Below are 17,526 nucleotides of genomic sequence, written 5' to 3'. Positions count from 1 at the left end.
TGTAAAAAAAGACAGCGAATGCTGTCTTTGTGATATTTTTAAATTTGATTTTAGTATTCGAATGTATAACCGAATTGTGCTAATTTTTCATAGACTTCCACATCAAACCGATACAATGCAGCGGCACGATGCGCTACATTGCGTTGCTTTTCTTTACAGTCGATGAGTAAATCCATTTTTAATATTTTTCTGCGGAAGTTGGGTTTATCTAGCGTTACGCCCAATATAGATTCATATAAATCTTGCAGTTGTAACAGAGTGAACTTTTCAGGTAATAAACTGAAACCAATAGGTTCATGCCTTACTTTGTATTTCAGATGATTTAAACAACTGGCCAAAATATTATCATGATCAAACATCAGTGTTGGTACTTGTCTAACATCGAACCATTCACACTCAATCGCATTAGCACCATGAGTTAAGTTGGTGTCATCAAAACGGACTAAGGAATAAAAAGCAATGGTAATAATGCGTCTAGCAGGATAGCGGTCAACATCGCCAAATGCACCAAGTTGGTCTAAGTACAAGTTTTCAACACCTGTAGTATTTTTTACAACTCGAGATGCTGCCGTTTCAAGGTTTTCATTACTACGAACCCAGTGACCTACTAGTCCCCACTTATTTGTTGCAAGCCCTTGATTATATTTAACCAGCAACACTTTCAGTTTGCCTTCATGTAGGGTAAAAATAAGATTATCGACGGTTAAGTTACTAATACAATCAGTTGGGATGGTTTCTTCATCAATAACTTCATTTATAAAATTCACAGGAGGTTTCCAATTATTAAAGCAAGCTTTGATATAAAACATTAAGACGCACGGCAGTTAAGTCACCACTACCAAATGTTCTAACAGTTAAACACAACAGAATTGATAATCACTTTACTCATCAAAAACATAATTGTAAATGACTGTTACAGAATCCATTTATCGCTTTTAGGATGAAGAGTTGAATAAAAAGGAAGAAATACCTGGTGTGATAAGCGTCTGTATAGCTGCGGTTTTGGCCAATTGATAAACAGACACTTTGTGTTTACAAAATAAATTGAATATTTATCTGTAAATATTCATTCAGCGACTAACTCGAAACAGCAGTCCTGCTTACAATGTACAAAAATTTACCACAAAAGCTTATTCAATTGGCTTACTGGACTCTCTTTGAATTATTTTAAAATCTAAAATATTGCGTAATTGATTGCTTTTTAAATCGGTAAAATCTTTAACCTTATTAGTTGTAAACAAACTCACAGCTAACTTTGCCATTTCATCAATAGGTTGTCTTACTGTCGTAATATTTGGCCATACAACCGTTGCAAGGGTTGTATCATCAAACCCGACAACGGATAAATCATTTGGGACATTGATCCCTTGATTTTGTGCAATTGAGATTACCGCTGCCGCCATATCGTCATTGGCAGCAAATATGGCACTAGGTTTGTCTTTTAAAGCTAACATTTTTTTCGCTGCAATCATGCCAGATTGATAAGTAAAGCAACCTTGTTCAATGTATTCTGGTGGCGTGTTGATTTTATTTGAGCGTAAAGCATCTAAATAACCCTGATAGCGTAAGCGACTAACACCTTGATTAGCATCACCGATAATATGGCCAATTTTGTTATGGCCTTGCTTAATAAGCATTTCAGTTAAATCAAACGCAGCTTGATAATCATCCATACAAATATACGGAGAGATGGTTAACTGACTGTCGGGAGCCACTCTCACAAATGGAACATTAGCATCTTGTAAGCAATCAATAATTTCTTTTTGCTCACACACAGGCGGCAATAATATCATCCCATCGACTTTGGTTTCATTGATCAAATCTTTTACAGATTGCAGTGTTTTTTCAATGTTCTTATCCGCCTCATCAACGACTAAATGAAACCCTTTAGTTCGGCAACTTTTTAACGCGCTTAACAAAAACTGACTTATATAGGCATCACTAGGATTATCATAAAGTAATCCAATTAAATAAGATTTATTACTGGCTAAACGACGAGCAGATTCATTAGGTCGATATTGTAACTGTTCGGCAACGGCTAGCACTTTACTGCGAGTGCTATCACTGACTTTAGGATCTTGATTTAACACTCTTGATACAGTCATCATTGACACACCCGCTTCTAGCGCTACATCTTGTATGCGGGCTTTTTTTACTTTGACCATTGCTTACCTACTAATAAAACTACATCGAGAAATTAAACAGTTAATAACTGTATGAAGATAGACAGCTATTTTGATACGTTACATTCTGAATAATAACATTTTTAAAATCATAAATGTAAAAACGTACTTTCCTAAGAAGCGACCATTAGTCATATTTAAATAATGAAATCAAACTCACGCTACACGTTCTACGTAATTGCTAGTAACGTTCTAAAGACAATCAGTAGTTATATAAATATGAGAACTAAATTAGAGCGCTAAAAAAGAGCTTTGACACTGGCCAGCTGGCTTTGAAATAATAAGCTATGTTGATGGCTAACAACCGCACTTTCTAACTTCCCTTCTTCAATAACTCGACATGCTTCATCTGCTTCAAAATGATAGCCCAGTGATTGCCTGTTATCAGTAAAACTTTCAACCAATTCATCAAGGTGGAATAAACGACACTCTTTAGTTCTAAATGCATCAGGAATTAAAATATAACCTTCATCACCAATAAGATAGGCATTATTACTTAATCGACATTGAAAAGATGTCGCAAGACTGACCATCACATCATCACTTTTACCTATAATAATGACATCATCCTCAACACCGGTTTCACAGAAATTGGCTTTAACGAATAAGTTATCGATATCTGCTTCAAGAAAGAAATCTGCAATAGCTAACGGGTAAATACCCATATCTAATAAGCATCCTCCCGCTAAATTAGGATTGTACTCTCGGCCATCTAATTTAAAAGGCACAGGATAACCGAAATCAACTTTAATATGTTTCAACTGTCCAATGCGGCCATCATTTAACCACTCTCTAGCTTTTTGCATCGCTGGTAAAAAATAGGTCCATAATGCTTCCATAAGTAGCAAACCTTTATCTTTCGCTAACCTGACTAATATTTCACATTCTTTATGTGAAACTGTCATGGGTTTTTCGCACAGTACGTGTTTTCCTGCTGATAAGGCATCAAAGGCTTGTTGAAAATGAAAATTGTGAGGCGTGGCGACGTAAACAATATCCACCTTGGGATCATCAAATAATGTTTGGTAGCCTTGGTAGGATTTTTCAACATTATATTGTTTAGCAAATTCATCAGCGTCAGCTTGCTTTCTTGCGGCTACTGCATATAAATGGCTGTTCTTTGAAAACACTAAGTCCTGGCAAAATAAACCTGCAATCCTTCCTGCACTCACAATACCCCAATTTAGTTGAGTCATTTCTCATTCCCTTTTGTGTTTAAAGATATATTTTGCAAAAAAACTACATCGCAATTGCTGTGTTATCACCAAGGTTAATTGGCTATAGCAATAATTAACAAGCAGCAGACGTTAACATTAATTACACAAAATACCCTTGATAGATTTAAAACTCAATGCTAATGTTAGCGCTAACAAAATATAACACAATATAACAACGGATTGAATTATGTATCTTGGAATCGACTTAGGAACTTCTTGTGTAAAGGTCATTATTTTAGACAATGATGATCAGTTGTTAGCACAAGCTAGTTCAGCACTAACAATATCTCGACCACAATCACAATGGTCAGAACAAGATCCGAATCAATGGTGGCAAGCGACCTGTTTAGCAATGGCTGAGCTCAAATTAACCAAAGCTGATTTGCTCAAAAAAATTAAATCTATTGGTTTGTCAGGCCAGATGCATGGCGCCACCTTACTCGATAGTAATGACCAAATTATTCGTCCAGCGATATTGTGGAATGACGGCCGTAGCCAACTTCAATGTAAAACCTTAGAAGAAATTGAACCTGAATCACGTGATATTACTGGCAACATCGCGATGCCAGGCTTCACTGCCCCTAAATTATTATGGGTAAAGGAGAATGAACCAGAGAACTTTAATAAAGTTGCTAAGGTTCTATTACCTAAGGACTTCTTACGTTTACAAATGACCGGAGACTATGCCTCTGACATGTCTGATTCTGCCGGTACTCTCTGGCTAGACGTAAAGAACCGTTGCTGGTCTGAAGCAATGTTAACAGCAACATCAATGACGATTGACCAAATGCCGTTGTTATATGAAGGCACTGACATTACCGGAACATTAAGCGCGAACATCGCCAGTTTATGGGGGATGAACACGGTGCCTGTTGTCGCAGGTGCAGGTGACAATGCGGCTGGAGCTATAGGAATTGGTGTAATAAAACCAAATCAAGCATTTTTATCACTGGGCACCTCTGGGGTATATTTTGTGGCAAATGAGCAATATTTACCCAATCCGGATAATGCGGTACATACATTTTGCCATTGCTTGAGTAATACATGGCACCAAATGTCTGTGGTGTTAAGTGCAGCAAGTTGCTTGAACTGGGTGACTAAACTAACGGGCTACGACAACGAATCGGCTTTATTAGCTCAAATAGCTAAATGTGATTTTAGCCAACCAAACTCAGTATTGTTTTTACCCTATCTATCAGGTGAGCGTACACCTCACAATAATCCGACGGCTAAAGGGGTTTTCTTTGGTTTAGACCATAACACTGATGCCGCCACCATGGGTCGAGCGGTATTAGAAGGCGTTGCCTTTGCTTTTGCCGATGGGCAACAGGTTTTATTAGATGCTGGTGCAACTATTGAAGAAATAACGGTTATCGGTGGTGGCTCAAAAAGCCGATTATGGGGAGATATTCTTGCTAGCGTATTAAACCGTCCATTGTCCTATCGTGAAGGCGGCGAAGTTGGCCCTGCCTATGGTGCAGCTAGATTAGCAAGAATAGCCATTGAGCAAAGTCCCACAGAAAAAGTCTGTACCTCTGGCAAACTTAAACACCTTGTATTACCTAACCCTGAAATGCAGGGATATTACGCCACGCAATATCAACAATTCAAAAGTTTATATCAAGCCACTAAACACCTCTTTATCTAATTAGCACCTTATAAAAAAGATAGAAATCTAACACAAATCATATACAAACTAACCGAAAAAATATGGAGTCATCATGAGCGAACAATTTTTTAAGAACGTAGAAAAAATCAAATTCGAAGGCGAATCGAGTAAAAACCCTTTTGCATTTCGTTACTACGACGAAAACCGCGTAGTAATGGGTAAAACAATGAAAGAACATTTACGTTTTGCTGCATGTTACTGGCATAACTTCTGTTCTACAGGTTTTGATATATTTGGTGAAGGCACCTTTGATAGACCTTGGATTCAACCTGTCGGTGATCAACTTGCATTAGCAGAACAAAAAGCTAAAGTCGCTTTTGAATTTTTTGAAAAACTCGGTGTACCTTACTTTTGCTTTCATGATACGGACATAGCACCTGAAGGAGCTACGTTAAAAGAAAGCCATGCTAACGTAAATCATATTGCTGATGTACTAGAAAAAGAAATGCAACGCACTGGGGTTAAATTACTTTGGGGTACAGCCAATTTATTTTCAAATAAACGTTTTTGTGCCGGTGGTGCAACAAACCCGAACCCTGAAGTTTTTGCCTATGGCGCTGCACAAGTTAAACATGCCATGGAAGTCACTCACCGTTTAGGTGGCGAGAACTATGTTTTATGGGGCGGCCGTGAAGGTTATGACTCACTACTTAATACTAATTTAAAACAAGAAAGTGAACAGTATGCTCGCTTTTTAAAAATGGTCGTAGAACACAAACATAAAATCGGTTTTAAAGGCACATTATTAATTGAGCCAAAGCCACAGGAGCCGACTAAGCATCAATATGACTATGACACCGCAACAGTTGCAGGTTTCTTACACAAGCACGGTTTACAGAATGAAATCAAAGTCAACATTGAAGCGAATCACGCTACTTTGGCTGGTCATAGTTTTCATCATGAAGTAGCTGTAGCATGTGCTGAAGGCATTATGGGCAGTATTGATGCTAACCGTGGCGATATGCAAAATGGTTGGGATACAGACCAATACCCGAACGACGTAGCTGAGTGTACGTTAGTCATGTATGAAATTTTAAAATCAGGTGGCTTTACCACTGGCGGGTTAAATTTCGATACAAAACTTCGTCGTCAGTCATGTGAAAATGACGATTTATTTCATGGCCACATTGGCGGTATGGATACCATGGCTAAATCATTACTCAACGCAGCCCAACTTATTGAAGATGCACCGTTATCTTCATTTGTAGAGCAACGTTATGCAGGGTGGAATAAAGGCCTAGGTAAAGATATTTTTGATGGACAACATAGCTTAGAAAGCCTATCAAAAGTCGTTCATGAACAAAATATCAATCCTACATCGACTTCAGGGCGACAAGAACTACTCGAAAACGTCGTCAATCGTTATATCTAAGGACTGTTCCCCCATCTAATAAATGGGGGATTTTTTTATCATGAATATGTTGGAACAATTAAAAAAAATCACAACTGTAGTTGCTGATAGCGGTGATATTGATGCGATTAAGCTTCACAAACCTATAGATGCAACGACTAACCCTTCTCTGATCTTACAAGCATCAAAACTACCACAATACCAATACCTTGTTATTAAATCGATATCTCAAGGTAAAGACAACATCGATGATATTTGTGATCATTTAACCGTTAATTTTGGCTGTGAAATCTTAAAGTGTATTTCAGGACGTATATCCAGTGAAATTGATGCTAGGTTGTCATTTGACACGGTAGCAAGCATTGAGAAAGCAAAAAAGATAATTGCTTTATATGCCGCCAATGGCATAGATAAAAGCCGAGTACTAATTAAATTAGCCGCGACATGGCAAGGTATTAAGGCAGCTGAAGAGCTTGAAAAACAGGGTATTCATTGTAACCTCACCTTGCTTTTTTCAATGACTCAAGCCATAGCCTGTGCTGAAGCAAAAGTCACCTTAATTTCCCCCTTTGTGGGACGAATTTTAGACTGGCATGTACAACAATCGGGTAAACAATTTGAGGCTTTTGAAGATCCTGGCGTATTGTCTGTCAAAGCTATTTTTGACTATTACAAAACATATAACTATCAAACAGAAATTATGGCAGCAAGCTTCAGAAATATTGATGAAATTATAGCGTTAGCCGGTTGCGATTTACTTACTATCGCACCTAGTTTACTGACTGTATTAAACAATACTCAAGGCGAGTTAGTCCATAAATTAAATGCTAAAGAAATATGTAAAGTTAAGCCTAACACACTTAAAACGTTGAGTTTTGAACAATTCTCGTGGCAGCTAAACGAAGATGAAATGGCTTGTGATAAATTATCAGAAGGGATCCGTAATTTTGCTAAAGATCAGACTATCTTAGTTGAAATGATCCAACAGCTTGGCCAATCAAAAGGTTAACTGAGATTTAAGTTATTATTAAGGCCATCATAATTTTTATGATGGCCTTAATGTTAATTCCAAATGTTTGTTTATCGATCGATGAAGAATGTACTAATGTCTTTCGCTATAGGTAAAATAATCAAACTCAGCAGCAATATTCGCTCCCGTTAGATCTTGGCAACACATACCCACAAATGCCCCTGTAAAGTTAGCACCTTCACCCTTACCTGCTTCATCAGAAATGAGACTGTAATCTAATTCACATATCGGCAGCCACGCATTACCATCTACAGAGTAGCTAAAAGTTAACCGTCCATAATCAATATCAGCTCTTAAGCCTATGTGTTCACTTTGCTGACTGGTAATAGGTATACGTTGTTGATAAATAGGAAAGTCAACCTTTAAAGACTCATCACCTAAACAGCTCATGACATCGATATGTATCCCATTTTCATCATATGATACATATAGATAATGAAATTTATGGGCATTGTAATAGCAAATTAATCCTGCTTGTTGTTGAAAACTCGTAGGTTTGAAGCGCAATTGTGTTTGTGCAACGAATGAATGATGTTGCTGTCTTCTGGCAATTAATGCCTGTTTAAACGTACTGCCAACTGAATGTTTTCCGTATAGCGTTAGCGCACCTTTGTTATCAGTTAAACTATAAAAGCATTCAGGATTGGGGATTCTTAACCATTGATAATGATCAGGTAATACAGGGCTAGAGAAATCATCATGATGTGAATAATCTCGCAGCGGTTTACCTGTTAGTCCTATAGGATTAACTTCTCCGTAAACTTGGCCCGATGCTAAGCTAAACCAGCCATCATCTTTTAAAATTAAGGTTTGAATACCTGTTTCTCGACCAAGTGGACTGCGCTTGTCTCCGTTTTCTAATGTAATCGGCCTAGACATAAGATGTGTTAAAAACCATCGTCCATCTGGAGATTGCACTAATCCACCGTGTCCAGTTCGTTGCAAAGGCTTATCCAAATTATCTTTAGACGTTAGCACATGAACATTAGGATCAATTTCATAAGGACCGGTGATACTTTTAGAGCGTGCAAACGTGCAAGCATGTTCGTAGCTCGTCCCGCCTTCTGCAGTTAATAAGTAATAGTAATCATTAATCTTATATAAATGCGGGCCTTCGGTCAGCTGATGTTTACTGCCAGAAAATATATTGACTGCGGTGCCAATGAGTTTTTGCTGCTGTTGGCAATATTGTTGTAGCACAATACCTGCAAAAGGATGCTTACCAGGACGGTGATCCCACAACATATTCACTAGCCATTTACTGCCATTATCATCATGAAATAATGATGGATCGAAACCACTACTGTTTAAGTAAACTGGATCGCTCCATTCACCATCAATTGTGGAGCAAGTCGTAAGGTAATTGGGACAATCTTTAAAGTTACCATCAAATCGTTGGACGTTAGTATAAATGAGATAAAACAAACCATCTGCATAACTCAAACAAGGTGCCCAAATGCCACAAGAGTCGGGGCAACCTGTCATGTCCAATAATGAAGCTCTGTTTAATGGCCTGCTGATTAATGTCCAGTTTACCAAATCCACTGAGTGATAAATTTGTACCCCTGGATACCATTCAAAAGTGGATACGGCAATGTAATAGTCAATGTCCACTCTCACAATACTGGGATCTGGGTGAAAACCTGGCAAAATTGGATTTATTTGGTGACTCATAATTAACCTGCAGTGTGACTAAAATGTTATTCATTGATTGTTTTTATATCACAACACCAGTGTTAGCGCTAACAACACTTTAAATGAATTTACATTCACCATTACTAAACTGATTGCTAATTAATCATGAGAAAACAGCACAAAAGTTAAATCGTGGGAGCATTTAATCGTGTTTTTACTATTGAAAAGGACGCTATACTTTTCGAATTTCTGTATTGGTTTGCGGGGTAAATTAAAACATAGTTTTAAAATGAAGATTAATGCTTAGTATCAAGTTGAACTATTTTTAAACTAAGATTTATCAGAAAATTAATATGGTGTTAAACAGCTAAAAAATGTCACTCTGTTATGAGTGACATTAAGATTCAAAATTAGCTTATCGTTTTTTAAACCAGTAATATGTAACTGCGACTTCATGTCTAAACCTTGAATAAGGAACAAAAACACTGTTTAGACTTTCATTCAATTATTAATCTTCATCATAGCCATTAGGGTTGGCTGATTGCCAGCGCCAAGTATCGACCATCATTTGATCTAAAGAGCGATTGGCTTGCCAGTTTAAGGCATCATTAGCTTTAGTTGCATTTGCCCAAAAAGCGGGTAAATCACCTGCTCTTCGTGGACTAACTTCATAGGGTATCTTCTTATCTACTGCTTGCTCAAACGCAGTAACAATTTCAAAAACAGACACACCATTGCCTGTTCCTAAATTAAACGATTCAACTCCAGCAAAATCTTGATTGTCGTTCAACCATTTCATTGCTGCGACATGACCTTCAGCAAGATCCATCACATGTAAATAATCTCGTTCACAAGTCCCATCTTTTGTTGGGTAGTCTGAGCCGAATATGCTGAGTTTTTCGCGCTTACCCACCATCACTTGCGCTACATAAGGTAATAAATTATTTGGGATACCTTTTGGTGATTCACCAATTTTGCCGCTTTCATGTGCTCCAATAGGATTAAAATAGCGCAGTGACACACCTCTAAAATGCGGATTTGAAGCTGCAGTATCTGCCATTATACGTTCAACCATTACTTTGGTTGCCCCATAAGGACTTGATGGCGTACCTAATTTCATGGTCTCTACATAAGGCACTTCATTTTCTTCACCATAAACGGTTGCTGATGAACTAAAAATAAAATTATTGACCTTGTGTTCTGCCATCGCTTCTAGCAAACAAACCGAGCCATGAACATTATTTTGATAATACTCTAATGGAATTTGTGCAGATTCACCTACAGCTTTAAGCGCTGCAAAGTGGATTACTGTATCAATATTATGCGAACTAAATACGTTGGACAGCTGATGCTTGTTTCTTATATCGCCTTCAATAAAGGTAACACTTTTACCTGTTAATGATTCAACACGTTTAATAGATTCAATACTTGAATTAAATAAATTATCGAAAACGACTACATTGCAGTTATTTTCTAATAATGACAAAACAGTGTGCGAACCGATATACCCTGCACCACCTGTAACTAAAACGTTCATTTATCTTCCTTAATGAATTCATACTATTTAATGGTCATTAACCATTTCTGCTCACATCATGTTTACATTTACTGATTTTGAACTTTTATTACAAAAAAAGCTAATAAAAAAAGCGGGGTTCAACAAAAACCACTGTAAACAATACGTTTATGTTCTTTTATTACAGTTAAATTAAAAAGTTGAGATATGATTTTTGGCTTACTCCTGAATATATTATATCTAAATTTGACTCAGTAATTTAATTATTTACGCTCATCCTATTGATATTTTTACGGTTATTAAAAATTAAAACCAGTTTGAAACATCTGACACATAAAATTACACATTCAAACAGTAAGGGTTTAACAAACTCTGTAACATGCACTTATAATACTGTTAACGAATTTGTCATAGGCACAAGTCTATGATTTAGCTTTAAGCAAGAGGAAGTGCCGTGGCTACTGCAAAGCAAATTATTCTCCCTATTGGCATAATAGGTGTAGGCGTAATCATTACTGGTTTGTTGGTTTCTATGCAAAAACCACCCGAAGAGAAACCGCCAGTTGATAATACCCCGCTTGTATCTGTCGAAACCATTAATTATAAACCAATGACATTTACCGTTAGCTCTTATGGTGTCGTCAATGCCAAATATCATACTGAATTGGTGGCACAAGTCAGTGGTGAAATCACTTATTTATCTGACGCATTTGTTAAAGGTGGTTTCATTAAAAAAGGCGATGTCCTGGCAAGAATTGATCCTAGCGACTATGAGTCAGCGCTGTTAGATGCACAAGCTAATTTGGCTTCTGCCAAAGCAACGTTAGTTCAAGAAAAAGCTAACGCACAAGTAGCTGAACGTGAATGGGCTGAGATTACTGACAGTAAGCCAAGTGATTTAAGCTTGCGTAAACCACAATTAGCCCAAGAAATTGCCAAACTAAAAAGTGCTGAAGCTGGATTGTTACGTGCAAAAAGGAATCTTGAACGAGCAATAATTAAAGCGCCCTATGATGCATTAATTGGCAGTCGTAATATCGGTTTAGGCACATACGTAGGTAACGGATCGCCTATCGGTTTAGTTTATAGCACTGATAAAGCTGAAGTTCGATTACCACTTGCAGACAAAGAAATGCAATATTTAGATCGTAAAGGTGCAAATGCAGAAGTCACTTTGGTGGGTAACTTTGCAGGTGAAAAACAAGAATGGATTGGCACTATCGTTCGTAGCGAAGGGGTGATTGACAGTAAAAGTCGGATGACATACTTAGTTGCTGAGATTGATGACCCATATGGGCTTAATAGTAACCATAAAGAATTAAGATACGGTACTTATGTTACTGCTCACATTGGCGGTACTCATGCAGGTCAAGTGGCCGTTGTCCCGCGCCATTTAATCGTGAATGGCCTCGTTGCGACAATGGATAAAGACAAAAAATTACGTTATCTGCCCGTTAATATTATCAGACAAGATGGCAGCAACGTCATTATCTCAAGTGGTTTAGCAGAAGGTATGAGCATCATTACTTCTGCACTTGATTACCCTGTTGAAGGAATGACGGTGGCCTTACCGACCGATAAAATTCTTCAAGTAGAGCCTAAGGTTGGTGTTGATTCTGACACTGCTATCGCCATGGACGATAAGGAATAAATTCATGGAAGATACTCATAAAGGCATAATTGCTTGGTTTGCCCGTAACAGCGTTGCGGCAAACTTATTAATGATCATTATTTTATTAGGCGGCTTGTTAACGGCTAATACGATTCGTAAACAATTTTTCCCCGCTGTTGAAATCAACTGGATTGAATTCAGTGCTGTATATCCAGGCGCTGCTCCGCAAGAAGTAGAAGAAGGCATTACCGTAAAAATTGAACAGGCACTTGAAACCGTTCAGGGATTACAACGTGTCATCACCTACTCTAATCGAAATCAAGCTAATGGCTACTTTCGAATTGAAGATTCTTATGATCCGCAAATCGTACTTGATGAAGTTAAATCTGAAATTGGTTCAGTATCTACCTTCCCTGCTGGAATGGAGTTTCCAAAAGTAGAACGTATCAAAATTCGTCAAGAAGTCATGTACTTAAGTCTTTATGGAGATTTATCACAGCGACAACTTAAAGATTTAGGTGAAAAAATCCATAAAGAAATCATGCAGCTGCCTAACGTTAACATTGCAGACTTCTATGGTGGGTTAAATTATGAAATTAGTGTTGAAGTCAGTAAAGATAGATTACGTGAGTTTGGGCTTAATTTTAATGATGTTGCTGAAGCAGTCCGAGGTTATTCTCGCAACATGTCTGCGGGTCAAATTAAAGCAGAAAATGGATATATTAATTTACGTGTAGAAAACCAAGCTTATGTCGGTTATGAATTCGAAGATTTGCCCTTACTCACTTTAGATGATGGGACAAACCTCTTATTAGGCGATGTTGCGACTGTCAATGACGGCTTTGAAGAAGGGATTCAGTATTCTAAATTCAATGGCCAAAATGCAGTCACTTTCTTTGTCGGTGCGGCTAAAAATCAGAGTATCACCGATGTCGCTGATACCATGAAAGCCTACATTGCCAAGAAGCAGGCCTTACTACCAGAAGGAGTCACGCTAGAGCCTTGGGTAGATATGACCTACTATCTTGATGGTCGCCTTGATTTAATGCTAGACAGCATGAAAACAGGTGCTGTGTTGGTCTTTTTCATGCTGGCATTATTTTTACGTGTACGTTTAGCTTTTTGGGTGATGATGGGCTTACCCGTCTGTTTCCTCGGTACCTTATTATTCATGCCGATGGCGTTTATTGATGTAACCATTAACGTAATTAGCTTATTCGCGTTTATTTTAGTACTGGGTATTGTCGTTGATGACGCCATTGTAATGGGTGAAAGTGCCCATACTGAGTGCCAAGAAAATGGTCAGAATATTGATAGCGTGATCCGTGGTGTAAAGCGTGTCGCAATGCCGGCAACATTTGGTGTATTAACCACCATAGCCGCATTCTTGCCAATCACACTTGATGATGGTCCTTCTTCTGCCTTTGGTCAGGCAATCGGTTTTGTAGTCATACTCTGTTTACTGTTCTCATTAGTAGAATCTAAACTGATCCTCCCTTCTCATTTAGCCCACATGAATAAACCTAAGGTTGTTCAACCAGGCTCTAAAAATCCTTTAGATTGGTTACGAAATGGGGTTAATTTTGTTCAGGGTAAAATTGAGAAGTACTTAACCCTATTTATCAGCAATATCTACAAACCAAGTCTTACATTAGCCGTTAAATACCGTTATGCGGTTATTTCAACCTTTATTATGCTCATTGTGATTTGTGCTGCGTTATATATTAGTGGTTTAGTCCGCTTTATTGGGCAACCCAAAATTCCACATGATTTTCCAAGGATCAGCTTGGAAATGAATGTTGATGCAGCAGAGACTGCAACACTTGATGCAGCGCATTCTATCGAAGCCGCATTAAGACAAGTTGAAACTGAGCTTGAAGATAAATACGGGCAAGGCATGATTGCTGAATTACAAGTTGAATTACAAGGCCGAACTCGTGCTGAAGTAAGAACCAAACTTGTTGACCCAGAATTAAGGCCGATTAATACCTTTGAAGTCGCTGAAATGTGGCGTCAAGCAATGCCGAAAATACCCGGCGTTAAGTCTTTTGAAGTCCAAGATAGCTTGTTTGGTGGTGGACGCGATGATGGTGATATTAGCTTTAGATTAGAAGGCAACGATGACGTACAGCTGATCGCTGCTTCTCAAGCACTAAAAGATAAGCTTAATACCTTAAAAGGGGTTAGTGACGTTAATGACAGCCGTCAGTCTTCAGCGAAAGAAGTGCAGTTTAACTTAAAACCATTAGCCCATAGTCTTGGGCTAACCCTGGCGAATATTGCTTCGCAGGTAGGTAATAGTTTTTACGGTCTTGAAGCACAACGTATCATTCGTAATGGTGAAGAAATTAAAGTAATGCTTCGCTACCCTGAAGCACAACGAAACTCCATCGCCTTGGTACAAGAGGTATTAATTAAAACACCTCAAGGTGCAGAACTTCCCTTATCTGAAGTCGCTAACATCGAAGTAGTACAAGGGGTTAATAGTATTCGCCGCGAAAACGGTAATCGAACCATTAACGTATGGGCATCTGTAGATGCTGAGCAAGCTGAGCCGTTTAAACTTGCAAAAGATATTCGTGATAACTTCATGCCAGAACTATTAACCAAATATCCACGGGTTAAAAGTGAAGTGTCAGGTAATATTCAAGAGCAATTGGACAGTGCTGACACGCAACTACGAGATTTTATAATCTCAATGTTAGTGATTTACAGTTTACTTGCTATCCCGCTTAAATCTTACGTACAGCCATTTATGATTATGTCTGTGATCCCATTCGGTGTTATTGGTTCGATGTTAGGCCATATCATTTTAGGTATTGATTTAAGTGCCCTTTCTGTATTCGGTATTATTGCAGCTGCAGGTGTGGTGGTGAATGACTCTCTGGTAATGGTCGATTACGTTAATAACTCTCGTAAGCGAGGTATACCGTTAAATGAAGCGGTTATTAATGCGGGTTGTCGTCGATTCAGAGCGATCATGTTGACTTCGTTAACTACATTTATTGGTTTGATGCCGATTATGACAGAAACCAGTATGCAAGCGCAGATGGTTATTCCTATGGCTGTATCACTAGCCTTTGGTGTTTTGTTTGCAACGGTTGTGACGCTTTGTTTAATCCCTTGTCTTTATATCGCCATTGAAGATATGCGCGGTATTGCTCAAAGAATTTGGAGATTATATGTTCCGGAACCAGCCGAAACAAATTCAGGCTTAGAGCAACAACCTAGTCATCGTGCTAGTTAAATAACTCAGTATGTATTAATCGGTTTATCGTTAAACGATTACCTTAATTAAAAAAGCGAAACGTCAGTTTCGCTTTTTTTGTAATAGCTCATAAATTTAGTATCGATGCCTAGACGTTTTGTTAAATCAGCTACAACTACAAAAGAATGTCATAAAGTGTCGCTATGATAAGAATGAACATAACAATAATTAGTAAGGATCAATTGTGTCAAAGATTCCCTTAGTTTCGAAATTCATATTTACATTAGGCAGTATTATATTATCGATATCTGTCACAGCTACCGATATACAACAGCCGTTTAATGATGCTTCAGAATCTACACAAGAGCACGTATTGTTGATATCAATTGATGGTTACCGCTATGACTATAATGAACTACACCAACCACAACATATCAAAGAGTTTGCCAACAATGCAGCCACTGTTAAGCAGTTTGTGCCCTCCTTTCCAACAGTCACTTTCCCGAATCATTTGACACTCGTTACCGGCCTGTATCCTGCGAATCACGGCATTATTTCAAACCGTTTTTATAATCCTGAATTAGAACGTGATTATGCGATGAACATTAGTGAAGCCGTAACGGATGGTCAATTTTATCAAGGTGTACCGTTATGGTCATTAGCGCGTCAGCAAGGGTTAAAGTCTGCTACTTATTTTTGGCCTGGTTCAGAAGCTGAAATAGCGGGTTTTAGACCGAATTACTGGCTCAAATATGATGGACGTACTCCTAATGAAGAAAGAGTCCAGCAAGTGATAGATTGGTTTTCGTTACCTGAAGATAAAAGACCACAATTCGTGACATTATACTTTTCAGATGTTGATAGCGCAGGACATCACCATGGTCCAGAAGCATCACAAACGCGAGATGCAGTACTATATATAGACACTATGATCGGTAATTTGCTTACTGAATTAAAAGATTTACCTTTTGAAGTTAACGTGATTATCACTTCAGATCATGGTATGGCAAAAGTGGATGAATTTGATCGGGTATATACAGATCAGTTAATCGCCAATAATCAAAAACTAATTAAAAAGTTTATTTTTAACAATGACGCGGCATTTTCGTTAGTCACAGCAACGGGTAAAGATAAACAACAGGATCTTAAGCAACTTAAAGAGTTGGTTTCTCAGGTTGAAGGACTCGAGTTTTACTTACAAGCAGATGTGCCAAGCCACCTGCACTTTACCGGTAATGCTTCAATTGGGGATGCTGTCATTGTGAGTAATAATTACTATATTACTAGTACTGATGCTAAACCAGGCGTTATCGGCAAGCATGGTTATGATCCTGAAGTAATCACAGATATGAATACCGTACTCTATGCTCAAGGGCCAATGTTTAAACAAGGCGCTACGATACAACAAGCTAAAAACATTCACCTGTATCCTCTCATCGCTCATATTTTAGGTTTAACAGTAACAGAAAAGATTGATGGTGAATTGTCAGTATTAAGTCCGCTTTTAAAACATTAAAACAACTAAATGGATAAAACCAATCTAAAGCCTTTTATGACGAGTTAACTGAGTAAGCTAAACGGTTAAATTGGTTTGTTACCGCATTGAATGCGTAAATGTAAGGAACATTATGAATCACATGATTGCTGAGGCAAAACGCCTTCGTGGTAACCTGTTTGCTTAGGTAAAGAGATGCACAAACTAGATATAAAATTATTGATAACGGGTGAATAGCCTATCAGGTACTTTTTGTGTAAAAAAAATCAATTATGCAAATCCAACTTAAAAGGCCAATTACGTAAATCTAATTGGCCTTTGTTGTATTGAATTTCACTAACTTTTCTCGGCCGCCATGATTTGTTGATATAACTTGTCTTTCATCTCAACGCGATGTTGCTTTAAGTCATGAATAGAATCATCAGATATGGGTGAATCTTTTAATTCTAATTCACGAATTTGTTTGTCCAACTTATCGTATTGCTGTAATACAGTTGCAAATTCAGCATCAGATTTATTTAGCGCTGCAATGGTGTCTAAGTGATCAGGAAATTCATTTCGAAGAGAGTGATTTTCACCTAACATATAAGCCTCATTTATTTATCTTAAT

The 17,526-nt window shown here is 37.9% G+C and carries 12 protein-coding genes; 6 read left to right on the top strand and 6 right to left on the bottom strand.

Going from position 1 to position 17,526, the window contains the following annotated elements:
• Positions 1-50: 50 nt before the first annotated feature.
• The 3 genes from L2737_RS16125 to L2737_RS16115 form a co-directional block, all read right to left on the bottom strand.
• A complete protein-coding gene (locus L2737_RS16125; protein ID WP_102527392.1) occupies positions 51-767 on the bottom strand; it encodes an NUDIX hydrolase in 717 nt (238 codons plus the stop codon).
• Between the two features lie 363 nt (positions 768-1,130).
• Positions 1,131-2,165, bottom strand: coding sequence for a LacI family DNA-binding transcriptional regulator (locus L2737_RS16120; protein ID WP_248956386.1), 1,035 nt, complete (start codon positions 2,163-2,165; stop codon positions 1,131-1,133).
• Between the two features lie 257 nt (positions 2,166-2,422).
• Complete coding sequence (locus tag L2737_RS16115; RefSeq protein ID WP_248956385.1) at positions 2,423-3,379, bottom strand: Gfo/Idh/MocA family protein; 957 nt, start codon at positions 3,377-3,379, stop codon at positions 2,423-2,425.
• A gap of 208 nt (positions 3,380-3,587) precedes the next feature.
• Between L2737_RS16115 and xylB the strand changes: the two genes are divergently transcribed.
• The 3 genes from xylB (at position 3,588) to tal (ending at position 7,429) form a co-directional block, all read left to right on the top strand.
• Positions 3,588-5,048, top strand: a complete 1,461-nt coding sequence (gene xylB, locus L2737_RS16110) for a xylulokinase (protein ID WP_248956384.1) — start codon at positions 3,588-3,590, stop codon at positions 5,046-5,048.
• 73 nt (positions 5,049-5,121) lie between these two features.
• Entirely contained in the window at positions 5,122-6,441 is a 1,320-nt protein-coding gene (xylA, locus tag L2737_RS16105; RefSeq protein WP_102527279.1) for a xylose isomerase, read from the top strand.
• 40 nt (positions 6,442-6,481) lie between these two features.
• Positions 6,482-7,429, top strand: coding sequence for a transaldolase (gene tal, locus L2737_RS16100; protein ID WP_248956383.1), 948 nt, complete (start codon positions 6,482-6,484; stop codon positions 7,427-7,429).
• A gap of 93 nt (positions 7,430-7,522) precedes the next feature.
• On the opposite strand, the gene L2737_RS16095 is transcribed toward tal, so the two are convergent.
• Together L2737_RS16095 and galE are read right to left on the bottom strand one after the other, a co-directional pair.
• Positions 7,523-9,124, bottom strand: coding sequence for a glycoside hydrolase family 43 protein (locus tag L2737_RS16095; RefSeq protein ID WP_248956382.1), 1,602 nt, complete (start codon positions 9,122-9,124; stop codon positions 7,523-7,525).
• 469 nt (positions 9,125-9,593) lie between these two features.
• The gene (gene galE / locus L2737_RS16090) at positions 9,594-10,622 is read right to left on the bottom strand and encodes a UDP-glucose 4-epimerase GalE (protein WP_102527277.1); all 1,029 of its coding nucleotides are present in this window, start codon (positions 10,620-10,622) and stop codon (positions 9,594-9,596) included.
• Positions 10,623-11,055: 433 nt separating this feature from the next.
• Between galE and L2737_RS16085 the strand changes: the two genes are divergently transcribed.
• The 3 genes from L2737_RS16085 to L2737_RS16075 all read left to right on the top strand — a co-directional run bounded on the left by L2737_RS16085 (position 11,056) and on the right by L2737_RS16075 (position 16,937).
• Complete coding sequence (locus L2737_RS16085; RefSeq protein WP_102527276.1) at positions 11,056-12,252, top strand: efflux RND transporter periplasmic adaptor subunit; 1,197 nt, start codon at positions 11,056-11,058, stop codon at positions 12,250-12,252.
• Positions 12,253-12,256: 4 nt separating this feature from the next.
• A complete protein-coding gene (locus L2737_RS16080; protein ID WP_102527275.1) occupies positions 12,257-15,460 on the top strand; it encodes an efflux RND transporter permease subunit in 3,204 nt (1,067 codons plus the stop codon).
• A gap of 205 nt (positions 15,461-15,665) precedes the next feature.
• Complete coding sequence (locus L2737_RS16075) at positions 15,666-16,937, top strand: alkaline phosphatase family protein (RefSeq protein WP_248956380.1); 1,272 nt, start codon at positions 15,666-15,668, stop codon at positions 16,935-16,937.
• Positions 16,938-17,252: 315 nt separating this feature from the next.
• On the opposite strand, the gene L2737_RS16070 is transcribed toward L2737_RS16075, so the two are convergent.
• Positions 17,253-17,501: an HP1242/YdcH family protein gene (locus L2737_RS16070; protein WP_102527273.1), complete on the bottom strand. Its 249-nt coding sequence runs from the start codon at positions 17,499-17,501 to the stop codon at positions 17,253-17,255.
• Between the last annotated feature and the right edge of the window lie 25 nt (positions 17,502-17,526).

It is taken from the genome of Shewanella electrodiphila, assembly GCF_023283985.1.
GTDB lineage: Bacteria > Pseudomonadota > Gammaproteobacteria > Enterobacterales > Shewanellaceae > Shewanella > Shewanella electrodiphila.
Note: the sequence above shows the minus strand (reverse complement) of the source record. Positions and strands in the feature narration are given on the sequence as shown.